This is a genomic window from Adhaeribacter aquaticus DSM 16391, assembly GCF_000473365.1.
GTDB classification, from domain to species: Bacteria; Bacteroidota; Bacteroidia; order Cytophagales; family Hymenobacteraceae; genus Adhaeribacter; species Adhaeribacter aquaticus.
In genome coordinates, this window is record NZ_KI421517.1 from 3099872 (window position 1) to 3125141 (window position 25270).

A 25270-nucleotide genomic window follows, 5' to 3' on the forward strand; every position below is an offset into this window, starting at 1 on the left:
AATTTAAGGGCCTCTTTTTTTATGGTTATTAATATGCCCGCATCACCTGAAACTTTTTAGTTATGGTGCCATCCTTTCCGCTGATTCTCATAAGATACATTCCTCGCGCCAGAGAAGCGGTATCAAAACTAACTAGATCAGATGTATTTACTATTTTTCTTTGAATAACTTCCCCAATAATATTAATTATTTCAATGGTAATAACAGAAGTAGTATTAACGTCTTCCGCAATAGCTAAATAGACATTCTTGCCTGGAGTTGGATTTGGGTAAATAGTAAATTGCTGACTGGTCCAGGTTTTAGTATAATTTAAATGCTTGATTTCTAGTTTTTTGGTAATCGAATCAGTACATCCCCTTTTATCAATAACAACTAATTTTACCTCATAGCTGCCCGGTTGCTGGTATTGAATATTTGGGTTTGGTAATTCACTGCTTTGGCCATTCCCAAAATGCCACTGCCATTTTACACTATTAGGAGTTTGGGCAGTAAAGGAAATTTTACCATTAGTGGCAGGGCTATAAGGATTAGGGGTATAGGTAAAATCAGCTTTGGGGCTATAAACAACAATCTTGGCGGGAACTAATGGACTGGCATACATCGAATCAATATTGCTGACGTAATATTCCGTAGTTGTAGTCAATTTAGGCGTAGTAAAAGTGGAGCCGGTTGCCAAAATATTTTTTCCTTCTCTATCAGCATAAAAGTTAAATAACTTGCCACCAGCAGGTTTTATAGTACCTGCAACACCAGAACAAATGCTATCTGTTTTAACTACTGGTAAAGGGCTGGTATTGATGTCCAAATATCGTTTTTGAGCTGCTTTTGCACTGTTCTGTAAATCCTCCAAGTTATCACCAGCTATAACAGCAAAGGCTATGGTGTAACTTTCTCCGGGTATTAAATCTGGAATTTTCCCACCCAATACATCAGATACATCATTTCCGGTACCATTTAAACCAGCCTTTAAGTGCGACCGGTATGGATTTGAAAGGGCTTTATATTTTTCAGCATCCGAAAAGCCATCGGCCAGGTTAATATCGTCCGGCAAATTAGAAGATTTTTCCAGTGCATAATGGGTAGGGACTGTGTTCGTTAACAATTTTAAACCAGCAAAAACGGTAGGGTTGTTTACATCATAAGTATAACTCAAAGTATTCAATGAATCATAAGCTGCAATATTTTTATTGTAGTTCCCAATATCCCAGTCGGCAAATAACCCGGCATATAAATCTGTCAGTACATTTGGAGTAGCATTTGTTATTTTATAATCTACTATTACAAACTTACTGCTGGGCAAGTCGTTCCAGGCATATGCCCGATGAAATACCTTTACACCGGCAAAACCCGATTTAGGGAATGAATCTTGCATGACTCCTCGGGCTACAACATCTGCCAGTTTGGGATTTGTTTGATACCGAATAGGAACAATTGTACCAAAATCATTATCAGGAAAGTTTTTTTCATTACGAATATTATCAGAAACACCCTTAGGTGTACCTACCATTAAGCCACCCTCGTGTAATAGCAGATCCCCATTCTTATAGGAAATACTAGCCTTAAACCTATATCCATTTTTATGTAAGTTTCCACTGCTGGTAGCTGTTACCTGTAAGTCATTAGTATTTATAGTAACAAAGTCAGGATTTACAGTAATCATGAAATATTGAAAATCCGAATACGAACCATCTTCAAATCCATACCGAAAACTTACGGTTGTGTTTGGCGGGGCATCTGGCCTAATATAAATATTAAATGGTTGTTCTTTATTAGAAATGGATGACAGTGTGTTTAAAGCACCAATTGTCAGGTCGTCATTAATTATAGTAACATACGGAGAAGAACTGGTAAGCTGAATTTTTAAATTATTTGTTGGGGCTAAAACATTAATAAATGAACTGGTGATCTTGATAGAATCACCGGAAAAGATGAAGATACCTTTATCTATTAAATTCTCTGTATTTCTAACTGATTTAACGTTTGTTTCGGTAAGAGCACGGTACAAATTAACTCGCCCTCTACCAAGTTTTTCCAGATAAGCTGAGTTTTCAGGAATACTGTAAATATTATCTGTTGTCATGCGAAGTTGTTCAGCTATTTGTAAGGCTGAATAAGCAGGAAAATGCTTTCTGACCAAGGCGGCACAACCTGCTAAAATAGGCGAGGCCATGGAGGTGCCTTGTCCAAATGCATAAGTAGACCCATTTGAATAGCTGGTAGTCAGGATTTGAGCTCCCGGAGCCATTAAATCCACCTGGTTATTAAAAGTATGACTTGCTACTCTTTCGTCTAACCTATTGGAGGATGTAACCGAAATAACATTATTATAAGAGGCCGGATAATAGTTGACATCCCTGCTTTCGTTTCCGGCAGCTGCTACTATAACTACGTTTTTATTGATAGCTGCATAATTAATAATATCCTGTTCATATGACGAATAAGGATTCGCACCACCCCAAGATAAATTAATAACCTGACAACCATGATCGGCAGCATAAACAATGCCTTCATAACCTGCAAAAGTGCCCCTTGCTGTACTGGGAAATACTTTAACAGGCAGTATTTTACAGTTAAAGGCCACACCTGCCATTCCTTTGTTATTGTTAACTTCTGCTGCTGCAATTCCACTTACTGCTACGCCGTGATCGTTCGCATCGGCATTGGGGTCATTATCTTTGTCAGCTAAGTCCCACCCTCGAAAGTTATCAATAAAGCCGTCCTGGTCATTATCTATACCATCAATCTTATCAGCATAATTATATTTTATTTTATTCTTTATATCCTCATGGCTAAAGATTATACCCGTATCCAAAATACCTATTACTATGGTTGAATCGCCTTTTTGAATATCCCAGCCTTTATAGGCCTGAATCTTTTTTAAATAATATTGAGAACCATTAATGGAATCAGCCAAGGGGTCATTGGGTTGGTATAATATAGTAGGAATGTAAATTGGCTCTACATATGCTACTGCTTGTGTTGCTAATAAGTCTTTCCGGAGCTTATCAAAAGAATAAGCAGGTTTAAACTCCAATTCATAAATCTGAGAGATATCTACAGCTCCGGCTTTATGGATGTTAAGCCGGGCATGCGGGAATTTCTGGATGGGATTTTTATTCTGAACCAGATTCAGAAGTTGTTGTAACTGCTGTTTATTAGTTTCTGATACTGAGTTATGGGGTTTTAATTTATATATCAAGGTAAACCGTTTTACTTCGGTTCCCGAAGCTGGAGGTTGTAGTTGTTGTGCAACACTTAAGAAAGAGAAGAAAAGGAAAATAAAAGCCAGAAAAGCAATATTTTTAATATGTAAGCTAAGAAACATTTTACCTATAGGAATTTGCTTTAATTTACTCTTTTATTTGGAAATTAACCTAAAGGAAAACCTTAACTTATCTGATATTTACAAGAATGTAGTAGCTAATTTTAATCGAAAAGTAATTTGGCATTGTTAATGTTAATTCAGGTGGTTTCTTTATCTACTAAATTGCGGTAATTTTGCACTTAGTTTAAGTATTTTAATTGAATTGCCTATTGCTTAATTTATATAAAAAAGAGCCAGAGGCAACTTGAAATTCAACTTGCCTCTGGCTCTTTTTTAAAAATATTTTTACTCCCAGATTTTTTTTATATCGTTAGCCAGTCCATCTATACCACTCTTGATTTCAGTCCAGGCAGAATTACTGGTGTCGTTGCCAGATTGATTTAGCTTCTCTGAAATTAAGGCTCTTTTTCGTTCCAATGCAGCAATATGCTGATGATAGGTATGATTGGAATCGGCAGCAGTCGCATGAGCCCGGCCTTGTAATATCTTAATTTTGCCATCTAGTTCCTCCAGACTTTGCCGGATTTCATTTGGACTTAAGTGTTCGGGTGCCCGTACACTTTCAGGTTTTGGTGGGTAAGAATTCATAAAGCGAAATTTTATGTTTAAAAGATCTATTCAGTAGCTAAATACAGGATTGATTTTTATTACTATTATTTAAAATAAAAGTTTTGGCTTATGAGTAAAATGTACCAATAACTACTTTAAATACAAATCTAAATTTGGGAATAATTTAAGTTTAAGATTTTTTATTTTTATGTTCAATTTTCCAAAAAGGAAGTAACTATTGAGGAATTGGAAATTCTGAATTCATACATAAAGACTTTCCTTTCTAACTATTATCCAAGTATATTAATGCTGCCAAAATTAAAAGTTGCCATTCAATTGGTTAAATAGGGTATCAACGTAAAGGATGGGTTGTAATTAGAAGTTGGTAGTTATTAAATATTAAGATTAAATCTAAACCTTCAGGTATGAAAAAAGGGTAGCTATTGAGCTACCCTTTTTAATTGAATATTATATTTATTTTAAAAAGCTCCTAAAGAAACAATATATTCTTTACTGCCATCTGTTACCCAAGAATCTAACTGAGCAGGATCTTTTAACTGTTGCCCCCGGTGCCGCGGAACAGCGATGTATCCGCATTTAATGTCACCTAAACCAGACATATCGCTCCATAATTTTTCTATCTGAGCAACCGGATAAATATCCTCCTGGCCATGGCCCCAACGATATTTTACATCCTTTATAGTAACGTACGTTGGCATGCGGTGGGCTACATTCCGGACCGCTTTAGCTAAATGGGCTTCATCGCCTTTGAGGTCAGCTCGGGTTAATCCAAACACGGCCAGTAATGCATCTACCTGAATCCAGGTGGTCATGGTATTGTAGTAACTAAGGTTAAGCTCATCTTCCTCGCGCGGTTGGGCCAATCCTTCCAGGAGCCGAACCTTATTGTTTACGCGCGCTAATCCGCCCCCGCGATCTTCAATACGACGGGGTACCACTTCAAACGTCAAAACATTACCAGACTCTAAGTGATATCCCAAAGCAGCCGGATTCACATCAGCGCCTAAGGTATCAATGTTATGCAACATGATAGTTTGCAGCTGCGGATGCTCCTCTAAAATCTGAGCTAAAACCCCATTCCGTAATAAATTCGATACCTCATACCAATGGCCAAGAGGGGAGAAACGTTGTGCAGCTATATTATCTGAATAGTCTGAACCTTCTCCTTTGCTTTTTGCCCAGTTAATTAAAGCCTGCCTGGATGCTTCCCGTACTTTTTGCTTATTCTCGTCTAAGGTTTCCTGGGGCATTTCTTCCCACAGGAAGCGTAAGTCACGTTCCATGGGAACAAACCGTTGGCCTATAGACCGACCAGGCGATAAGTAAACTGATCCGGCATAGCCATACTTTTGAGTTAGTTCCAGTTTCTTTCTGATTGGCTCATGAGTTAGATAACTGGTAGCAATAATATGAGGCAGTAAGGTTTTATATTTTTCGGAAACGGATTTGGTTTTAGCTAAGTGTATTTCCAGAAAGCTCCGGTGGGTGCCATTAATTTCTACAAAAGGGTTCAAGGCTTTTATGACCCCGGCACCTTTCGTCCAGCGGCTACCAACCCCAGCTGCCAGGCTAAGTACGGCTATTTGTCCTGCTCTTATAGCCTCTTCACCAGTTTTAAGATTATTTTCAAGGTTATCTAGCTGAACAATATCCGATGGTTGTACATCCTCAATGGTAGTTTCATTAGGTAACCGATTCCGAGATAATCCAATATAACCTTTCTGGAGTTGTACCCGGATTTCTTCGTGCTGGATATAATCAAAACCATTCTCTTTCTTAATCCGTTCTGCTTTTTCATTTTCATTGTTTTGGTTGCCGGAAGTAGAAGGATCCGAAACCTTAAATAAATTACTAATAATAGAGCGTAGCAAAGGATAAGCCAGGTTATTCTGGTCGCAGTGGGTAGAGAAGAAATCTATTTCAGCCCGCCGTACATACGAAATTCCCTGGAAATCCTGTTTAACCAACACCGGTACATGAATGGCGTAATAAGACTCTGGCATCAGGGCTTCTGTACCCTCATGTAAAGATCCCCAACTGCCTTTGTTGTTAATGCGCCAGTTGTAAACTACCGGTTCCATGGCAAAAGGGAGCGAATCGGATAACTCTGATTTCGTTGATCGTAAGATTTCCAGCACCCGCATCTTATAATCTTCATACTGATCCGGGTTAACAAACATACCCATACCACCTCCCGACATACCGCCAAGCATCAGGAAACCGTAATAATTTTCTTTAAATTCTTTTTTGGCTTTGGCTATAATTTGTTCGGTAAAATGGGTGGAAGCCCAAGGAATAATAGTTTTAATTGGGTATTCCCAGTTGCGGGCCGTATTTGCTGCCAGTTTTTTAACATCACCTTCTTTTAGGGCACCTAGAATGTTATCAAAGATCTGGTTTGTCTGTTTGCGGGCATCCCATTCTTTTTCGCCACGGAGCAGGTATTTTTCGGTTACCATTTCCAGAATAGGTCCAACATTAGAAGCCATACCGCCATGCATTAATACAAGCGAGTTCATGATTCTTTCGGCTGTTTCAGGATGAATATCTTCGCCCTGCAATACCCGGTGTTTGGGTAATAGCGTTCCCCGGCTAATGCCGTATTCCGGGTCGCCTGCCTGGGCAAAAGTACCCTGAATGGCTTTTATACCTGGCCATACGCCACCTGAGTCTTGCCAGCCACCACCTGAACCCCCAATCCATTCACCCAGAATGGCTCGGGAAGCAACCAAACGGCGTTCACTTTCCTCCAGGCCACCAATTAAATTTTTGGTCTGGCAAGTCGCGCGCATTAATAAACTTATAATGGAACCAAGTAAGTTGGTAGAAACAGCAAAACGGGAGCCTTTTGGGATATCGTTTACTTTAGTAACTAATTCAATACCCATACCCGGAGCTACAATCCGTGCTAAAATGCTGGCTAAAGGTTGGTTGGTACCCTCAAACGAAGGCGGAATAAGACCAGAAGCAATAATACCTGCTTTTATTAAGCTTAGGTAGTCGTTCCCAAAGTTAAACAAGTCATCTAAATCATGAATATCTTTGGTGGTATTTAAATCAATACTGGTTACACGCAGAACTGGCTCCGGAATAACCCGCACGTAAGACTGTAAAGGAGGTTTGATGTCTTTATCCCGACCAAATACGCCTAAGTCAATAGAAATATTTAGTACCCGGGCGCCTTCCGGATAATCCATGCCCAGAAAGAAAATATCGGACCAGCCACTATGGGTTAAATCCATCCGTACAGCGGTTTGTTCTTCCAGAAGCGGGTAGAACAAGGAATTTTCCTGACGCTGCAATAATTTAGGATGTATTTTAATCGGGTGCTCTTCCTGGTGTCCTACCCGAAACATCCATTGATTCCCTTTGCTGGAACGTACACTTTTCCGTACTTGGTCGGCTAAAATCTGAAAAGATAAATGGTGGTAAGCATCGGCTAAACCACTAAATAAACTGGCGTTTGGACCATGAAGATCTATTTCCTTTAAAAAAGTAGCAATAGCCTGTTCAAACCGGCGGCTTAGTAAATCTTCAAATCCAGCATAAGGAATTTTACCGGTATCCGGAACATCCTTTGCTTCCATCAGAAAGAACCTATAACCAGCAAATAAAAATAAAATAGCCCGAACCTTGTCGTACAAGTTGGGCGTTGTTTTTCGAAAAGAATCCAGTTCCCGCAATGCCTTAAACAATTCTTTGGAAGAAAATTGTTGGCTCATTTCATAAAAAGAGCGGTTTCGGATAGCAGGATCAGTAGAGGTAATGGTTTGTATGAATATATTCATGCAGCCTTTTCTTTCTGTTTAATAAAGCTTAAGCTTATTTTTGTTTACGTTGGTTGGCTTCAGCCAATAATTCTACCAGAGATGTCAGGGTTTCGTCATGGGCTTGTCCGGCTAAACCAAGTGCAATTTGAGCTTGCATTAAGCCTTGCCTTTTACTCAAGTCGTACCGGTTGCCTTTTACTTCCAAGGCTAAATATTTTTCGGTAGAAGCCAATTCCTGTAAGGCTGTAGTTAACTGAATATTCTGACTTCCTTCCGCTATTTGTTTTTCTAAGATTCCAAAGATAGCAGGAGTAAGTACGTGCATTCCAAAAAAGCACAAATAATAACCAATCCGTAAACCTGGGGTCTGTAGTTCTAACTCAGCTAAGCTTAAGGATGGCTTTTCAATGATCTTGTCAATCTGGTATACGCCAGTTTGGTTAGGAGCATGTTTGCCAGTCAGGGTGCCATACCGGTGAATCTGGTGTTCAATGGTTGGATTTACAGCCGATACGGCACATTCCTCCTGTAAGGCTAAATTTATTAATTGGGAAGCACATCTTCTATCGGTTAAATTCGATACGTATAAGTGATCACCTAATAAAAGTAAAAAAGGCTCATCGTTTATAAATTCCCTGGCACAAAAAACCGCATGGCCATAACCCAGAGGCTCTGTTTGCTCAATAAACTGGATTTGATTTCGTAAATGGTCTACTTTATCAGCTTCTTCCCGGGCCCAATCTGTATTCTTAAAAGATTCAATTAAGTTATTACGTAAAGAAGAAAATGCTTCTTTGTACCGGGGACCATCACCGGGGGCACAGACAATACAAATTTCTTCTATTCCACTGGCAAAAGCCTCTTCTGCTATAATTTGAATTACTGGTTTAGATAAGCCGTCTATATCTACAACGGGAAGCATTGCTTTCTGGACAGTATCTGCAACCGGGTATAGTCTTTCACCACGGGCAGCTGCTGTAATTACTGCTTTTTTTACTTTCATAATAAAGTGTTCTGAGATCGAGAAGCGTTTTTAGAGTTTTATAAACTTTAAAATAAGGAAACAAATATAAATAAAAGACTGTCACTTCACTTGATTAGGAGGTTTTATTCCGGCTTATACGAGAATATCGATAAATATTTTGGTTATTTTAATAATTATAAATTAATGTTCTCGAATAGAACAAGATAGAATTTTTTAGGAGTGACAGTTTTTAATATAGAAATCTAATTGGTAAAATCTCTAATCCTATTGGTAGCGTTTTACTACAAATAATTGTATTTGAAATAGAATAAAAGCTGTTACTAAGGATGATTTTATAATACAGGAGCTATTTTGTCATTATTATTCACTTAAGCTTTATGTGAGTGTGCAACTGTTTCGTTTAATTTAAAAAGGATAATACATTATTCTTGTTGCTTCCTTTCATCAGTAGGTGGTTAACCAAAAGCTTTATTATGGCCGACGATAATTCCACCAATGGTGCCTGATTCTTATCATAAAAGCTATACGAAAAAGCTTTTGCTTATAACATAAGTGTTTGTATTAGATAAACCGCACTGCTTTTTAATGTTCAGTTACTGTTCCTAATCAGTTTTAAAATAAGCTTAACTTAATAAATTAAACAAAATCAGTTTAAAATTGTAAAGCTTAAGAACATTTAAATTTTAGAGCTATGAAAACATTGTATACGGCAGAAGTTACTGCCACTGGTGGCCGTAGTGGTCATGTAAAATCATCCGATGGTGTATTGGATATTGATGTAACTATGCCGGAAGGACTGGGAGGTAAGGGGGGAGCCAGTAATCCGGAGCAATTATTTGCGGCTGGTTATTCTGCGTGTTTCCAAAGTGCTTTGTTGGTAGTTGCTGGTAAACAAAAAATTCAGTTAGATAAAGAGTCTACTGTGACCGCTCATGTTAGTTTAAATCAAATTGATAATGGTGGATATGGCTTAAGTGTAAAGTTGGATGTTGATTTAAAGGGTGTTGATAAGGAAACGGGGGATAAGCTGGTGAAAGAAGCGCATGAAATATGTCCTTATTCTGTAGGTACCCGGGGTAATATAGACGTAGAAATTAATGTAATATAAAAATTCTTCATCCAGAAGATTGGTTAAAATAAAAAGCCTTTGCGGAGTTATCCGCAAAGGCTTTTTATTTTGTTTAAACTAAAGGAGGATAGCTTAAGCTAAAACTTCTTTTACTTTATCGGCTGCATCTTTTAATAAAACAGCTGAAAATACTTTTAGGCCTGACTCGTCAATGATGCGAGCACCTTCTTCTGCGTTAGTTCCTTGTAAGCGTACAATAATTGGTACCTGAATATCACCAATGTTTTTGTAAGCTTCTACAACACCATTTGCAACACGGTCGCAACGTACGATACCACCAAATATGTTAATCAGGATAGCTTTAACGTTTGGATCTTTTAAGATGATGCGGAAACCAGCTTCAACCGTTTGAGCATTTGCTCCACCTCCTACGTCTAAGAAGTTAGCAGGCTCACCACCGGAAAGCTTAATGATATCCATAGTAGCCATAGCTAAACCGGCACCGTTAACCATACAGCCTACGTTACCATCTAATTTAACATAGTTTAGGTTAGATTCAGAAGCTTCTACTTCTAACGGATCCTCTTCTGCAGTATCACGCAGATCAGCAAAAGTTTTATGACGGAATAAAGCGTTGTCGTCTAAATTAACTTTAGCGTCAACAGCTAATATTTTATTATCAGAAGTTTTTAAAACTGGGTTTATTTCAAACTGAGAGGCATCAGTGTCTTCGTAAGCACGGTATAGAGCATGAATAAACTTCACCATTTCTTTAAAGGCATCACCTTCTAAACCTAAAGCAAAAGCTACTTTACGCGCCTGGAAAGGTTGTAAACCTACACGTGGATCAATCCACTCTTTTAATATTTTTTCAGGAGAGTGTTCAGCTACTTCCTCAATGTCCATACCGCCTTCGGTGCTGGCCATAATAACATTGCGACCTTTGGCCCGATCTAACAGGATAGATAAATAAAATTCTTTTGTTTCAGAAGGACCTGGATAATAAACATCCTGGGCAATTAATACTTTTTGTACCAATTTACCTTCTGGCCCGGTTTGGTGTGTAACCAGGGTCATGCCTAAAATCTGAGAGGCTACTTCTTTTACCTGCTCCAGGTTTTTAGCCAGTTTTACCCCGCCGCCTTTACCGCGACCACCCGCGTGAATTTGGGCTTTAATAACATGCCAGCCGGTACCAGTTTCTTCTGTTAAGCGTTTAGCCGCTTCCACGGCTTGCTCAGGGGTTTCGGCTACTATACCTTCCTGAATCCGTACGCCATAGCTTTTTAATATTTCTTTACCTTGATATTCGTGTATGTTCATAGGTGCAAGTTTTATTCGGCACGAAAGTAAACGATATTCCTATTAAATTCAAACTTTTTAACAGCGGGTTATCCTGAATTGCGTATCCATTTAAAAAAAGTATTAAAAAGTTTATTTATAGGCACATTTTTTAATCCTTTTTCCCTAGCTCTGGTAACTGGTATAATTACTAATATAGCTGGTAAGAAAATAAATTTTAATCTTTTCCGTACCAGGTGGCTAGTGTCTTCTCTGCTGGTTTGTGCTGAGGCGTAAAATCCCGGTGGTCCCGATTGTTATCCCGAACTTTAGGATACCATTTCCAGATAAACATTCCGCTAAACCAGGATTTTTGCCAGACTGATTGAAATAGTGCTTCATAACATGAAGCCTGGGTTTCGGCAGATTCATTTTCTAAATTGGTTTCTCCTCGTTTAGGCCAGGCCCAGGGTTCAATGGCAGCATCTGTGGTATTTTTATAACCGGCTTCCGTAAATACAATGGGTTTATTATATTTTTTAGCTATTTTTTCAATGGCCGGTAAATGGTTTTGCCAGCCCTTTTTAAGTTCTTGCAAGGAAGGGTTATGCTTTTTTGTTAAGGGGAAATAGGCTTGTATTCCTATAAAATCTAAGGCATCCCAAAATTTTATTTGTTCATACTCCAGGTACCAATTAGCGGCATAGGTTAGTTTACCGGGATAAACCTGACGAATTTCTTTAATCAACTTCCGCCAATCCGCCTCATGCGTTACAGCCGTTTTATGTAATTCGGTTCCTATGCAAAATGCTTCTATCTCTTCAGCTTGGGCTAATTTGGCATAATGTAAAATAAAAGTACGGTAGTATTTAAACCATTCCTGCCATTGGCTTTCATTTTGCATGTCAATATCGCCCAACCATTTGCCTGACCTGTCCCGTAGCCAGAGGTGGGGCTTTAACAGGGTTTTAATACCAAATTTTTTAGCTAATCGGGTCGTATAAACTATTCCCCGGTCACTTTCTCCCCAGTAGGCTCGAGAAGCCTTGGTATTCATTTTTATTTCCGGTAAATTATAAGCTGCTTGCCAGCCAAAAGGAGTTTGTGCAATCCATTCAATATTATTGGTTTTTAAATAAGTCAGCTGGTTTTCGGTAATGGAGTCGCCGGCTACCCAGTTAACGCCTTTCATTTTAGGTAAACTATTCCTAAAGGTAGTAGTCAAGGCTTTCTCTTTTTCTGCATTTTCCCGGACAAAACGGATCAGCATACTGGATAATAATCCTACTCCTAATAAGCAAACAACAACTACAAAACGTTTAGGCATAGGAGTATGAAAATATTTTATGGAGAAAGTTATAAAAATATTCATCCAAAAAATATATTTCCCGTTAGTTTCGTAGTTTTGAAGAGATAAATAAACCACATAAGTCTTGTTACAGGCCAATAATATTCATAAAGCTTACGGATCATTACAAGTACTCAAAGGCATAGATCTGACGATTCAAAAAGGGGAAGTAGTCTCCATTGTAGGCGCCTCGGGTGCAGGTAAAAGTACTTTATTACATATTTTAGGTACGCTCGATACAGCTGATCAGGGGGAGGTGGTTTTTAACCAGCAAACAATAAAAACTTTTAAGAGTAGTGAGCTGGCTCGTTTCCGGAACAAGTACATTGGCTTTATTTTTCAATTCCATAATTTATTACCAGAATTTACTGCCCTGGAAAATGTTTGCTTACCAGGCTTTCTGGCCAATACTCCTGAAGAGCAAGTAAAACAGCGGGCAGCTGAATTATTAACCATGCTTAATCTGGGGCATCGACTGGATCATAAACCTTCCGAAATGTCAGGCGGCGAACAACAACGGACTGCCGTGGCTCGAGCTTTAATAAATTCCCCTGAAATTATATTTGCTGATGAGCCTAGCGGTAACCTGGATTCAGCTAACGCCCAGGAACTGCACGAAATATTTTTTCGCCTCCGCGATGAACTAAATCAGACTTTTGTAATTGTAACGCACAACAATCAGTTGGCCGATATGGCTGATAGAAAAGTGGTTATGAAAGATGGTTATCTAGTAAATTAGGTACTTTTATATTAATGTATTTTTATCCTTTTCTAATTGCCTGGCTTTAAGGCAATTATAGATAAAATTTATTTTTCAAATATTGTTTTAACTGACTGATAATCAATAGGTTTAATTTAGTAAAAAAAGCCTTGTTTTTGCACTTATTATTACTCCTTTCTGTTTATTATTTAAACAAGAAAAAGAGAAATGAACGAGGAAAATAAGGATAATAAGTTGGTGAGAAAGAACAAGATTGAGAGCTATGATATTGCCAAATCTGATGAGACAATGCACTTAGCTATTGACCTTGCCAAATTCATCAAAGAGAACAAACTGTACCAGAATATCCAGGGTAAAGAATATGTGAACGTAGAAGGTTGGCAATATGCAGGTTCCCGTTTAGGTATTTTACCAGTGGTGGCAGAGGTAGTTAATATGAGTTCTGAAACAGAGTTAAAATATCAGGCTAAAGTTAATTTATTAAACCTCCGAACAGAACAAATAGTGGGTGCCGGTTTTGCTATTTGTTCTAATAAAGAGCAAGGGAAAAAGTTTTACCAGGAATTTGCTATTGCCTCTATGGCCCAAACTCGGGCAATAGGTAAGGCTTACCGTAATATTCTGGCCTGGATTATTCGGGCTGCTGGTTACGAACCAACTCCTGCCGAAGAAATGGATTATACCGGTAATGCACCGGAGGTGAAGGTGGAGCAGCAACCTGTAGCTGCGCCGGCAAAACCTGCTATAAAAGCAGAACCTGTGAAAGTAGTTGAATCTGTAGCAGCAGCACCGGTTGAAAATGCTGTAAAATATGCCTCTGCCAAACAAAAGGAGGAGATTATCCGGTTATTGAATAACCCGGTAATAACCAGGCAGGAAAAAACCAAGATGCTCCTAAACATTAATAAATTAGATGAAGAAAGAGCAAATCAGGTTATAGTTAAGTTAAGAAAGGTAATTGAGGAGCGTGGTGAGCAAGCTGCTGCTGCTTAATTTATAATAATTAAAGTGTATTGCGTAAAACCCGGTCCGTCAGCGGCCGGGTTTTTGTTTTTACTTTACTCCAAGTCATAAGTGTTTTCGCACATTAAAAGTTTATTTCGGACACCAAACTCCGGCTGGCCAACAATACTTTTTACAGAAAAATTTTCTTCCTCCGCTTTAAAATGTTGCTGCCTAATATAGCATTGTACAGCAGGCCAACTTTGCCAAACATATAAGGTTTCTTTCATAGTTGAGGCATTTAAAAAGTTGGGAATAAAGCTTTGATTTAACCGGTTAAAAGCGGTGGTAGATGTCAATAGCTTAAAACTTTCTGTTTTGAGCATAGAGGATAAGGTATGGCCTTCCTATTTAAGGTTTTATAATCCTTTGCTTAATTTTTTATTGTGTGGTTCCAGTTCAAATCACTAAGCATGGAATGCCGGCTACATAGGCGAGTAATGAATTACGAAAAGGTGGGGATTTATAGGTAACAAGTAATGGCATATTTAAAAATAAAATATCTGTTTTTTCTAACTTAACTTCGTTTTCAAATCAGCAAAAGATCTTGGTAAGTATTCAGCACATACTAAAAAAATATTGGGGCTACGATCAGTTTAGGCCTTTACAGGCAGAAATAATTCAATCTGTACTGTTGGGCCAGGATACGCTGGCTATTTTGCCAACAGGTGGAGGTAAATCAGTTTGTTTTCAGGTACCGGCATTAGCAAAGGAGGGAATATGCATTGTTATATCGCCCTTGATTGCCTTAATGAAAGACCAGGTAGCACAGTTGCAGCAGCGCCAAATTTCGGCGGTTGCTATTTATTCGGGTATGCATAAGCGAGAAATAGACATTGCCCTGGATAATTGCATTTATGGCAATATAAAGTTTTTGTACCTATCTCCGGAACGGTTGCAGAGCGACATTGTGCAAGAACGGATAAAGCGAATGCCGGTTAGCTTAATTGCCGTGGACGAAGCTCATTGTATTTCACAGTGGGGTTATGAATTTCGCCCCTCGTATTTAGAAATAGCGAACCTGCGCGAATTGTTACCAGGGGTACCCGTTATTGCCCTGACGGCTTCTGCTACGCCCGAAGTAAAAAATGATATTCAGGAAAAGCTGCATTTTAAAAAGACAAATCTCTTTCAGAAGAGCTTTGCCCGTAAAAACCTTTCCTATTCCTGTCTAGAAGCTGAAAATAAGCTTGATCGGCTGCTTACTATGCTGCAAAATGTGGCCGGTTCAGCAATCGTTTATGTAGCTAGCCGAAGATTGACGGTTGAGATTGCTAAGTACCTTCGGCACTACCAGGTTCCGGCAGTGGCCTACCATGCCGGGTTAACTCACGGCGACAGACATAAGGCGCAAATGGATTGGGTGCAAAATAAAACCAGGGTAATGGTAGCCACCAATGCTTTTGGAATGGGAATTGATAAGCCGGATGTGCGATTGGTGGTGCACCTGGATATGCCGGAAACGCTGGAAGCGTACTACCAGGAAGCAGGCCGGGCCGGTCGGGATGAAAAGTACGCTTATGCTGCTTTATTACTAGGACCCAATGATGCCGCTGATTTACGCAAGAAAGTTGAAGAAGCGCATCCACCTATTGAAAGCCTACGCAAAGTTTACCAATGCTTAGCTAATTATTATCAGGTGGCAGTTGGTAGTGGTGTTTTGCAATCTTTTGATTTTAATCTGGATGATTTTACCCGCACGTATAAACTAAAACCACTGCAAGTGCATTTTGCTTTGCAAAAACTTCAAACTGAAGGGTTCTTGCAACTAAATGAGGCCTATTTTTCACCTTCCAAAATATTAGTAACCACCGACCACGAAGAACTTTACAAGTTTCAGGTGGCAAATCCAGAGCTGGACCCTTTACTGAAAATGCTATTAAGGTTGTACGGCGGAAGCGTATACAGCAATTTTGTAAAAATTTCAGAAAAAGAATTAGCCCAGAATTTAAAGGCTACTGAGGCTATGGTTAAAAAGTACTTCGCTTATTTACACCAGCGGGGAATTTTACTGTACGAACCGCAACACGATGTGCCTCAGATTGTTTTTACTACCCAACGTTATGATGCCGCCCAACTGCCCATAAATACTAAGCGTTACAATATGCTCCGGCAAAATGGTTTTCAGAAAATGGAAGCGGTTTTGCATTATGTAAATTCAACGAACCGGTGTCGTACGCAATTACTGCTGGAATACTTTGGAGAACTTTCAGATGAACCATGCCGCATTTGTGATTATTGTTTAAAAAAAAGAAAAGCTCAGCGGCACCAAGAAATTCAGGAGAATCTGCAGCACCAGATTCGGGAAACCCTGAAATCAGGTAATTTGCATCCCAAAGAATTAGCCTTGCAATTGGCAACCAAAGATGCTGAAATTATTTATTCTGTTTTGACGCAATTACTGGACGCTGGGCAAGTACAATATGAGCCGGATGGGAAGCTGAAGTGGGTTAAATAATTAAATTAATTGTAAGGTGATGAAAAAAAAAGCAGACAAAAGGCTTTTGATAAGCAGTGTTGGATTTACTTTTTTATTACTCCTTTATAACCTATTTTATGACCATAAGCCACATGTTCCAATTTGGGCAAAAGTTCTGTTCGCAATAGTACAAGGGATATTTTGGTTTTTATTCATGCGTTGGGGGCTGAAAAAGTTAAAAGAATAAATCTACCTAAATGCACGGGAGCAATTTTACGGTGGTTTAGTAACTTAAAGTAAACAAAAATCCCCAGTCCTTACAGACCAGGGATTTCAAAAGTAGCAGCTATTATTTATATATTTAAAAACTTATATCTAGTTATAGCTAGTCCAGAGGCTTGAAAATTAACCCTCCAATGCAGCTACGCCAGGCAAAGTTTTGCCTTCCATGTACTCCAATAAGGCACCACCACCGGTAGATACATACGATACCTGCTCTCCAAAGCCAAACTGGTTTACGGCAGCAGCAGAGTCGCCGCCGCCAATTAAGGAGAAGGCGCCGTTCTGGGTTGCTTCTACAATGGCCTCGGCAATGGCTTTGGAACCACCGGCAAATTTCTCAAATTCAAATACGCCCAATGGACCATTCCATAAAATTGTTTTGGAATTCTTTACTACATCAACGAACAATTCAATCGTTTTTGGACCTACATCTAAGCCTTCCCAGCCATCCGGAATCTGACCAGTGGTTACTACATCGGTATTGGCATCGGGGCTAAATTTATCGGCAATTACGTTATCAATTGGCAAGTATAATTTCACTCCTTTGTCTTTTGCTTTCTGAATAAGCTCTAAAGCTAAATCTTGCTTGTCAGCTTCCAGCAAAGAGTTTCCAATAGAACCACCTTGGGCTTTAGAGAAAGTATGCGACATACCACCTCCAATAATTAAGTTGTCTACTTTATCCAACAGGCGCTCAATTATTAAAATTTTATCCGAAATTTTAGAGCCACCCATGATGGCTGTATAAGGCCGATCCACATTGTCTAAAACTTTTTTAGCATTTTCAATCTCAGCCTGCATTACATAGCCTGTCATTTTATCAGTTGGGAAAAACTGAGCTATAATAGCTGTTGAGGCATGCGCACGGTGAGCTGTACCAAAAGCATCGTTTACATATACATTTCCTAATTTGCTTAATTTTTCAGCAAATGCTACGTCCCCTTTCTCTTCCTCTTTATAAAAGCGAAGATTCTCCAATAATAAAATTTGGCCTGGTGCTAAGCTTTGAGCTAGTTCTGTAGCATCTGCTCCAATGCAATCAGTAGCAAATTTTACTTCAGTGCCAAAAGCGGTTGTTAAATGCGAAACAATGTGTTTTAAAGAATATTTATCAGTTGGCCCGTCTTTGGGGCGGCCAAGGTGCGACATCAGAATGGCAGAACCTCCATCTGATAAGATTTTCTTAATAGTTGGTACAGCTGCCCGAATACGGGTATCGTCTGTAATTTCGAACCGTTCGTTTAAAGGAACGTTAAAGTCTACACGAACGAGCGCGCGTTTGCCGGAAAAATTATACTGGTCAACGGTTTTCATAGTTTAATAAATACCTGAAAAACAGGGTTTATTTTAATTTATATTTATTTAAATCAAGTATAAGTTTAAAGCTGCTATAGTCTTAAAATTTACAGCTATTCTGGTTATACTTGTTTGAGCGATAAAAGTAATGCAAAACCTGCTGAAATAAAAAAAACGTGTGTGGCTTGCTATATAAATCAAAAAGCTACCCTTGTAAAAGCTGAAAAAATAAAATATTAAATACCACTGCCAATAAATTTATTGCGCCTTTTGAACAACTAAACAAACCCTATTCAAAGTTACTAGTACAAAGCTTGTAGAGGTAGGCTATTTTGCTACTAAAGATTTGGCCACGGTAGTTAAAGAATACATTCAGTGCAGTTTATACAAGTACCAAAATTAATAAAGTCCAAAATAAAATTTTAATTTTATATTAATATACTGATTTAGTATATATCTTAGCCAGATAAGTAATAAGAGTTTAAACCAATAACCAAAGATGATTAAGGTTTTAACAAAAGGTTCAACGTGGGGGTTTATTTTGCCACTTTTCCTTTTATTATGTGAATTTACATTTTTTATATTACCTAATTATCACCACCTAATGGTGGAAATTGCTGGTCAGAAGGTGATACCGCTGGATATCAGACTTTCCTATTCCCTGAAAGAAGTTCTTGATGAATTTGATAAGTTAGGACTTGAAGGAAGAAAGTTGTACAAATACATGGTAGTTCAAATAGATTTGATCTACCCTGTAATGTATGGTTTGTTTTTTATTTTGGTATTGGCATTTTTGCTAAAGAATTTGTTTAATACCCACTCCAAGTATATTCTGTTTTCCCTGATTCCTGCTTTTGGAGTAGCTTTTGATTACCTGGAAAACCTAAATACCATAAAATTATTAAACACTTATCCGCACCTTTCTGCGCAGGATGTAGCATGGGGAGAATTGATGACCAGAATGAAACATGGAATATTGTTTTTCTCCATTGGATTAACCGTTTTCCTGGCTTTAGTGTTACTAGTTAAAAAAATAATGCAACGACAAAATAATAAGCCTTATTTTGAAAATAGGGCATTTGAATCTTAATTCTAAATATCCTTAAATTTGATGGGGTTCCCGATTGAGTAGTAGCTATCTGGATGAGCTGTAATATCCAATCCAACCCAATGGGTTTTCTTAACCTTGTTCCATTTCTTATAATTCTAGCTAATGCTATTAAAGTGTTTTTGACTTAGCTATTTACATTTATAAAATAAGTGAATAAATGGTGATGCCACTTTAACTTCCAGCAATAACAGGCGCTTTTAAGAATTACTAGTTAATAATCTATTAGTTAGGCTGGGTGTTACCTATCTTCCGGAAACAAGTTTAAAAAAAGCTAAAATCTAAAAGTTGGAAACGATTGTAGTGGCTACATATGTTCAAGTAACATAGGAAATAACCATCACCTTTGTTGGTTTTTAATAAAAATTCAAATTTAAGGTGTAAGAGCAGGGGGCTTTTAGGGTTAACATCCTCTTATAAATACAAAAGGAGAATGGTTTTGGGTAAAACTGAAATCAAATTTAGATTTCAGTTTAGCCATTAATTTCTTGTTTTCATATCCTCATTATTTTAGAATATCTTTGCAACAATGAAAATTGGAATCATATTTGGCGGACCTTCGCGCGAACGCGAGATTTCTTTTGCGGGCGGAAGAACAGTTTACGACAATTTAGATAAGTCTTTATTTGAAGCAGTACCTGTTTTTGCTGATAGCCTTGGCAATTTTATCCTGCTCGATTGGCAATATATATATAAAGGTACTATCCGGGATTTTTACCCGCCGGTAGAAGCCGTTCCGGAATCGGTACACCAACTGCAAATCTACCTGGAATCACTTGGTGATTTAACAGATGAAGAATTAGATGCTGTAATTGGCAAAGTAGGAAAACGAATCCAGCCCCACGCGTTTAAGCAATATTTTGATTTTGCCTTTCTGGCATTACACGGACCTTACGGCGAAGATGGCAGCATTCAGGGGTTATTGGAGTGGTATCATATACCATATTCCGGTTCTGGTATATTACCTTCGGCTATTGGTATCGATAAAATTGTGCAAAAGCAGTTTATGGCCAGCCACAATTTCCCGACGCCACAATATCAAATTATCTCTGCCGATAGTTGGGCGGACGAAACCAAAAGGCATGAAATTTTTAATCAGTTAAAGCAAGAACTTGGCTTGCCGTTAGTTTTAAAAGCACCGCATCAGGGTTCGTCTATAGGGGTTTCTATTATTAAAGAAGATAATTTTGCTGCTTTTTCCGAAGCCATAGAACGAAGCTTATTTGTAAAAACCATTTCTAAAGAAAAATGGCAGCAAATGAGCGAAGACCAGCGGTTGTTTTTAATTAAACAATTAACGGATATCCGGGAAGGGATTGGGATGCCGGTGCGCACCGAAAATGGCACCGTTATTCATCACCCCGAGCAGTTACTGGAAGTTATAAAACGCCTGTTTAGTGAAACAGGCCGCGATAAACTTACCCTTACCAATATTGAAAGCGAGGCTTATGTTTTAATTGAGTCTTTTATTAGAGGCAGAGAATTCTCGTGTATCGTTATTCAGGATCCGCAAGGAAACCCATTAGCTTTACCACCAACCGAAATTATTAAAGGTGGCGAAGTATTTGACTACCGGTCTAAATATTTGCCAGGCTTAAGCCGGAAAATAACACCTATTAATTTACCGCAGGAAAAGATTCAGCAAATCCGGCAGGAATGCCAGCGATTATTTTTGGCCATTGGGTTTAATGTTTATGCCCGTTTAGATGGCTTCATCTCCGATGCTGGAGAAATATTCCTGAACGACCCGAATACCACTTCTGGTATGTTGCCGTCTTCGTTCTTCTTTCACCAGGCAGCCGAAATAGGTTTAAATCCATCCCAGTTTCTGACCTATATTATCAGAACTTCTTTAGCAGAACGCCTGAAAACTGGTAAGGATACAACCAAAATGCTGCACCAATTGCACCAGTTAGACGCTGCTATAAAGAATAAAAATGCCGCCCGCCACGATAAAATAAAAGTAGGCGTAATTATGGGGGGCTATTCTTCGGAGCGTCATATTTCGGTGGAGAGTGGCCGCAACATTTATGAAAAATTATCATCTTCTATTAAGTATCAGCCTATTCCTATTTTCTTAACAGGTTCAGCCGAGCAACATAAATTATATATCATGCCGATAAATATTATGTTGAAAGATAATGCGGATGATATTAAAGAGAAGGTTACGCATTTTGAGCAAGGCCACGGGCATCATCCGGTGCTGGAACAGATCATGAATGAGGCCGAAGGCATTACGGCTACTTATGCAGGTTCTATGTTACGGGAGCCACAGCAATTAAATTTCGAGCAATTACATAATCTGGTAGATGTCGTATTTATTGCCTTACATGGCCGCCCGGGAGAAGATGGGGCTCTACAAGCCGAGCTAGAAAAGTACCATATTCCGTACAACGGCTCGGGCATTGCCTCCTCACAGGTTACTATTAATAAATACGAAACAAACGAGATTCTGCGGCAAAACGGCATGCACGTAGCTAACCACATGCTGGCGTATAAGCAAGATTGGGTAACGGATGCTGAAGGTTTTTATCAGAAAATAGAAAGTAATTTTGCTTACCCATTAATTGCCAAACCTTCAGACGATGGCTGTAGCTCAGCTGTGAAAAAGATAAAATCAAGGGCAGAATTAGAAGCTTTCTCCTCCTTAATTTTCCGGGAAGGCGAAGATTTAGATCCGCAAGTTGCCCAAGTGTTGTCTTTGGGCTTTAAGGAAGAATTTCCGAATAAAGAAGTATTTCTGGTAGAAAACCTGATTTCAAAAGAAGAGGCTTCTCACTTCCTGGAGGTAACAGGTGGTTTGCTGACCAAGTATTTACCTGATGGCCGCGTTGATTACGAAGTATTTGAAGCATCCGAAGCATTGGCCGTAGGCGAAGTTCTATCTTTGGAAGAGAAGTTTCTAGCCGGCGAAGGACAAAATATAACACCAGCTCGTTATGCCACCGATCCGGAAGCCCGTCAGGCAATTTCTGATAAGGTAAAAGCTGATTTGAAAAAGGTAGCCCAAACGTTGAATATTGAAGGCTATGCCCGGATCGATGCTTTTGTGCGGGTAAAAGGGAAGGACGAGGTAGAAACCATTATTATTGAGGTAAATTCGTTGCCCGGTATGACTCCGGCCACTTGTATCTTTCACCAGACAGCTATAAATGGGTATAAGCCTTACGATTTTATTGATCGTATTTTGCAATTTGGAATGGAGCGTACGAAGAAGAAAGGAACGGGTACGGTAATGGGGGTTGGGCAATAGTTATTCGCAGCACGCGTGCTGGTAAATAAATTTAGCCATTTAAATTTTTAAAATTCTTAAATATAAAAAGCGTGTTTTTGAAAGCTAATTCGCTGGCCGACGTTATAAAGCATATTATCATTATTTTAGTGATTGGGGCATTAATGCTGTTTTTCTTCTTCTTTGTTTATTTGCCTACCACTACTAATCATGGCCAAACCATAGAGGTGCCCAAAGTTACTGGTATGAAAATGTCGGAAATTGAAGATTTTCTGGATGAGCATTCGTTGCAGTATTACATCAGTGACTCTAGTTATAATTCTAACCTGGAACCGTTCATCGTAATGAAACAAGATCCGGCTCCGGGCTCCAAAGTAAAAAAAGACCGGAAGATTTACATTACCTATAATATGAAAACGGCGCCCATGATAAAAATGCCAAAATTGGTAGATGGCTCCGTGAAAAATGCACAGATGATATTAAAGAGCTACGACCTGCAGATTGGACAAATAAAGTTTGTGCCGGATTTAGCTCAGAATGCGGTTTTAAAACAATTGGTAAATGGCAAAGAAATAGCGCCTGGTGCTCCGGTTGCTAAAGGCTCCGTGGTAGATTTGGAAGTAGGCAACGGGTTAGGTAATACCGAGTTTCAGATACCCAATGTAGTAGGCATGCCGGTAGATGAGGCAACCACTTTATTAGTAGGTGCCGGTTTGCAAGTTGGAACCGTGGGATACATGGCAGCGCCAAATGGTGAAGCCGATGGTACTGTAATCCGGCAAAGACCTACTGCCAGTCCGGGGGCTATGATTCGGGTAGGGGAGTTGGTAGATATCTGGGTGGCTGGAACGGAGCCAGCCTCGCAGTTGGAGTAAAACTTTACCGCCCGGGAAAGCAATATTTTCTTCGACTTAATCGTAATGGTAAAACCAGAAGAAGCAATTCTTCTGGTTTTATATTTTAATAGAACGAATGCTAAAATATTTACTCGCTTATATCTTTTTGCTGATTTTCTATAGTGTAAGTCCTGCCCAGGTGCTTTCGCCTCTGGATTCCTATCCTATTCGGCAAAGTAAAAAGGAAACTACGAAGCGTAATGCTAAAACAATGGCTATCGGCGATACTTTAAGCTTGCCTTTTTTTGAAGATTTTGCAGGTTATACCGGCACTCCCAGTAACAGCCATTGGCAAAAAGGAGGAGGCGTATATGTAAATAATCAATTTGGCATAAATCCCCCTTCTATTAATGTGGCCACCTTTGAAGGGGTTACAGCTTCTGGCACCCCTTATAGCGAGTTTACGGCTTATGGCTACACTGATTCACTTACCTCTAAACCGATAAACCTGCAGAACCTGAATCCTGCCGCGGCGGGCGTTTATTTAAGTTTTTATTGGCAGGCAGGCGGCCTAGGGGGAGCTCCGGATAACAACAGCGATACCAGGCCTATTTTTCTTCAGTTGGAGTTTAAAGACCAAAGTGGTAATTGGGTACCGGTATGGCAACAGCCCGGTGAAAATAAGGTAACGGCTTTTAAACGGGAAATTATTGAGGTAGCCAAGGCCGAATATTTATATAATGGTTTTCAGTTTCGGTTCAGAAGTTCGGGTGTTCGGAAAGGGACGGAAGATAGCTGGAATCTGGATTACATTTATTTAGATAAGAGCCGGAATCCTGCTAATCCTGATTTACCAGATGTAGCAATAAGTCATCGGCTAAATTCTTTTTTGCAAAATTACACGGCCATGCCGGTAAATCAGTTTTTAGCTAATCCGGCTGCTGAAGTTAATGATTCGGCTTATACCAAATTAAATAACCTGAATAACCTATTTACCCCTATTACCTGGCGGGGGTATGTAAAAACTACTACTCCGGCATCTCCCGCCGATACTTTTCTGAGAGGGAATGCCGCTATTCCGCCGCTGGCAACCCAATATTTAATTATTGGCCAGCTTAATGCCGCTGCTATTCCCAATAACAGTAATCAGTTATTAATAAAACATTCCATCTTTCTCAGCACCTTAGAGAAAAATACCCAAACCCGGTTAAACGATACGGTAAGCAGGGTAACAGAATTAGCTGATTATTTTGCTTATGATGATGGTACCGCCGAGGTAAATTTCTCTTTAAATCCTTCCGGCGTCCGGCAATTAGCTTATCGGTTTGATTTAAATGCTCCTGATTTTGTGCGGGGGATCCGGGTATATATCACTAAAACCAACCGGCAGGGCAATAACATATCTTTTAGGATTTGGGACGACGATAATGGCAGACCCTCAGCTACTGTAAAGTCCCAGCGAACATTTACCATTCCTCAAATAGATACTTTAAACCGGTTCTTTGATGTGTTATTTACCTCTCCGGTGCCGGTTCGGGATAAATTTTATATCGGATACTTTTTAAATGCCGGCATCAGTGATTTTGTAAATATGGGATTTGATTTAAATGAACGAGCTGATAACCGCATCCAGTACAACAACAATACCGGGTGGTTAACTTTTGAAGAAGCAAAAGGTGCTTTAATGATGAGACCGCTAATGGCCAATGTTACCGGTATTGAGGACGAACATAATGAACCGGGCAATCCAGCAGATGCTCCAGAGAAAGAGCCTAATACCACTTTATTAGTTTATCCAAACCCTAGTAATGGCGTATTTACTATAAAGGGCGACTATCAGCAACTTTGCTTATCAGACCTGACTGGAAAAATATTCTTTTGTAAATCAGCAAAAGAGGTAGGTGCGGTATTAAATGTAAGGGGGGTAGCTAGTGGTATTTATTTAATGCAGTTTACTTTAAAAGATAAGGTTATTACTAAAAAAGTAGTTATAACCCCTTAAATAATAAAAGATTAATCCTTGGTC

The 25270-nt window shown here is 39.1% G+C and carries 17 protein-coding genes; 9 read left to right on the forward strand and 8 right to left on the reverse strand.

Annotation, left to right across the window (positions count from 1 at the left end; genetic code table 11):
• Positions 1 to 28: 28 nt before the first annotated feature.
• The 4 genes from ADHAQ_RS0116020 to ADHAQ_RS0116035 form a co-directional block, all read right to left on the reverse strand.
• Positions 29 to 3325, reverse strand: a complete 3297-nt coding sequence (locus ADHAQ_RS0116020) for a S8 family serine peptidase (RefSeq protein WP_051359971.1) — start codon at positions 3323 to 3325, stop codon at positions 29 to 31.
• A 285-nt stretch (positions 3326 to 3610) separates the two neighbouring features.
• Entirely contained in the window at positions 3611 to 3913 is a 303-nt protein-coding gene (locus ADHAQ_RS0116025; protein ID WP_026463803.1) for a sll1863 family stress response protein, read from the reverse strand.
• Positions 3914 to 4353: 440 nt separating this feature from the next.
• The gene (locus tag ADHAQ_RS0116030; RefSeq protein WP_026463804.1) at positions 4354 to 7683 is read right to left on the reverse strand and encodes a UTP--glucose-1-phosphate uridylyltransferase; all 3330 of its coding nucleotides are present in this window, start codon (positions 7681 to 7683) and stop codon (positions 4354 to 4356) included.
• A gap of 34 nt (positions 7684 to 7717) precedes the next feature.
• Positions 7718 to 8668 carry a UTP--glucose-1-phosphate uridylyltransferase gene (locus tag ADHAQ_RS0116035; RefSeq protein ID WP_026463805.1) on the reverse strand — a complete coding sequence of 317 codons (951 nt, stop codon included), beginning with the start codon at positions 8666 to 8668 and terminating at the stop codon, positions 7718 to 7720.
• Positions 8669 to 9341: 673 nt separating this feature from the next.
• On the opposite strand from ADHAQ_RS0116035, the gene ADHAQ_RS0116040 reads away from it, so the two are divergent.
• Positions 9342 to 9758 (forward strand): organic hydroperoxide resistance protein, encoded by a 417-nt coding sequence (locus ADHAQ_RS0116040; protein WP_026463806.1) that lies wholly within the window; start codon positions 9342 to 9344, stop codon positions 9756 to 9758.
• Positions 9759 to 9851: 93 nt separating this feature from the next.
• Here the strand turns inward: ADHAQ_RS0116040 and sucC are convergent, their stop codons facing one another.
• Positions 9852 to 11042, reverse strand: a complete 1191-nt coding sequence (gene sucC / locus ADHAQ_RS0116045) for an ADP-forming succinate--CoA ligase subunit beta (RefSeq protein ID WP_026463807.1) — start codon at positions 11040 to 11042, stop codon at positions 9852 to 9854.
• Positions 11043 to 11238: 196 nt separating this feature from the next.
• Positions 11239 to 12327 carry a glycoside hydrolase family 113 gene (locus ADHAQ_RS25985; protein WP_245590622.1) on the reverse strand — a complete coding sequence of 363 codons (1089 nt, stop codon included), beginning with the start codon at positions 12325 to 12327 and terminating at the stop codon, positions 11239 to 11241.
• A 106-nt stretch (positions 12328 to 12433) separates the two neighbouring features.
• Here ADHAQ_RS25985 and ADHAQ_RS27335 point away from each other — a divergent pair, with 106 nt between their 5' ends.
• The gene (locus tag ADHAQ_RS27335; protein ID WP_026463808.1) at positions 12434 to 13087 is read left to right on the forward strand and encodes an ABC transporter ATP-binding protein; all 654 of its coding nucleotides are present in this window, start codon (positions 12434 to 12436) and stop codon (positions 13085 to 13087) included.
• 189 nt (positions 13088 to 13276) lie between these two features.
• Positions 13277 to 14062, forward strand: a complete 786-nt coding sequence (locus ADHAQ_RS0116060) for a hypothetical protein (protein ID WP_026463809.1) — start codon at positions 13277 to 13279, stop codon at positions 14060 to 14062.
• 65 nt (positions 14063 to 14127) lie between these two features.
• On the opposite strand, the gene ADHAQ_RS0116065 is transcribed toward ADHAQ_RS0116060, so the two are convergent.
• Positions 14128 to 14397, reverse strand: a complete 270-nt coding sequence (locus ADHAQ_RS0116065) for a hypothetical protein (protein ID WP_026463810.1) — start codon at positions 14395 to 14397, stop codon at positions 14128 to 14130.
• Between the two features lie 221 nt (positions 14398 to 14618).
• Between ADHAQ_RS0116065 and ADHAQ_RS25995 the strand changes: the two genes are divergently transcribed.
• Positions 14619 to 16529: a RecQ family ATP-dependent DNA helicase gene (locus ADHAQ_RS25995; protein ID WP_034256872.1), complete on the forward strand. Its 1911-nt coding sequence runs from the start codon at positions 14619 to 14621 to the stop codon at positions 16527 to 16529.
• Between the two features lie 19 nt (positions 16530 to 16548).
• On the forward strand, positions 16549 to 16737 hold the full coding sequence (locus tag ADHAQ_RS28385; protein ID WP_026463811.1) for a hypothetical protein: 189 nt from the start codon (positions 16549 to 16551) through the stop codon (positions 16735 to 16737).
• 158 nt (positions 16738 to 16895) lie between these two features.
• Here ADHAQ_RS28385 and ADHAQ_RS0116080 read toward each other — a convergent pair whose 3' ends face one another.
• The gene (locus ADHAQ_RS0116080) at positions 16896 to 18086 is read right to left on the reverse strand and encodes a phosphoglycerate kinase (RefSeq protein WP_026463812.1); all 1191 of its coding nucleotides are present in this window, start codon (positions 18084 to 18086) and stop codon (positions 16896 to 16898) included.
• Between the two features lie 586 nt (positions 18087 to 18672).
• Between ADHAQ_RS0116080 and ADHAQ_RS0116090 the strand changes: the two genes are divergently transcribed.
• From ADHAQ_RS0116090 to ADHAQ_RS0116105, 4 genes are all read left to right on the forward strand, one after another.
• Complete coding sequence (locus ADHAQ_RS0116090) at positions 18673 to 19158, forward strand: hypothetical protein (RefSeq protein WP_169728005.1); 486 nt, start codon at positions 18673 to 18675, stop codon at positions 19156 to 19158.
• Positions 19159 to 19705: 547 nt separating this feature from the next.
• A complete protein-coding gene (locus tag ADHAQ_RS0116095) occupies positions 19706 to 22429 on the forward strand; it encodes a D-alanine--D-alanine ligase family protein (protein ID WP_026463814.1) in 2724 nt (907 codons plus the stop codon).
• Positions 22430 to 22500: 71 nt separating this feature from the next.
• Entirely contained in the window at positions 22501 to 23283 is a 783-nt protein-coding gene (locus ADHAQ_RS0116100) for a PASTA domain-containing protein (RefSeq protein WP_026463815.1), read from the forward strand.
• A gap of 97 nt (positions 23284 to 23380) precedes the next feature.
• Complete coding sequence (locus ADHAQ_RS0116105; RefSeq protein WP_026463816.1) at positions 23381 to 25246, forward strand: T9SS type A sorting domain-containing protein; 1866 nt, start codon at positions 23381 to 23383, stop codon at positions 25244 to 25246.
• Positions 25247 to 25270 lie beyond the last annotated feature (24 nt).

Bases quoted from the DNA above. Each gene is read 5' to 3' on its own strand.
- ADHAQ_RS0116020 (WP_051359971.1), bottom strand. From the start codon at position 3,325: ATGTTTCTTAGCTTACATATTAAAAATATTGCTTTTCTGGCTTTTATT.
- ADHAQ_RS0116025 (WP_026463803.1), bottom strand. From the start codon at position 3,913: ATGAATTCTTACCCACCAAAACCTGAAAGTGTACGGGCACCCGAACAC.
- ADHAQ_RS0116030 (WP_026463804.1), bottom strand. From the start codon at position 7,683: ATGAATATATTCATACAAACCATTACCTCTACTGATCCTGCTATCCGA.
- ADHAQ_RS0116035 (WP_026463805.1), bottom strand. From the start codon at position 8,668: ATGAAAGTAAAAAAAGCAGTAATTACAGCAGCTGCCCGTGGTGAAAGA.
- ADHAQ_RS0116040 (WP_026463806.1), top strand. From the start codon at position 9,342: ATGAAAACATTGTATACGGCAGAAGTTACTGCCACTGGTGGCCGTAGT.
- sucC (WP_026463807.1), bottom strand. From the start codon at position 11,042: ATGAACATACACGAATATCAAGGTAAAGAAATATTAAAAAGCTATGGC.
- ADHAQ_RS25985 (WP_245590622.1), bottom strand. From the start codon at position 12,327: ATGCCTAAACGTTTTGTAGTTGTTGTTTGCTTATTAGGAGTAGGATTA.
- ADHAQ_RS0116060 (WP_026463809.1), top strand. From the start codon at position 13,277: ATGAACGAGGAAAATAAGGATAATAAGTTGGTGAGAAAGAACAAGATT.
- ADHAQ_RS0116065 (WP_026463810.1), bottom strand. From the start codon at position 14,397: ATGCTCAAAACAGAAAGTTTTAAGCTATTGACATCTACCACCGCTTTT.
- ADHAQ_RS28385 (WP_026463811.1), top strand. From the start codon at position 16,549: ATGAAAAAAAAAGCAGACAAAAGGCTTTTGATAAGCAGTGTTGGATTT.
- ADHAQ_RS0116080 (WP_026463812.1), bottom strand. From the start codon at position 18,086: ATGAAAACCGTTGACCAGTATAATTTTTCCGGCAAACGCGCGCTCGTT.
- ADHAQ_RS0116090 (WP_169728005.1), top strand. From the start codon at position 18,673: ATGGTGGAAATTGCTGGTCAGAAGGTGATACCGCTGGATATCAGACTT.
- ADHAQ_RS0116095 (WP_026463814.1), top strand. From the start codon at position 19,706: ATGAAAATTGGAATCATATTTGGCGGACCTTCGCGCGAACGCGAGATT.
- ADHAQ_RS0116105 (WP_026463816.1), top strand. From the start codon at position 23,381: ATGCTAAAATATTTACTCGCTTATATCTTTTTGCTGATTTTCTATAGT.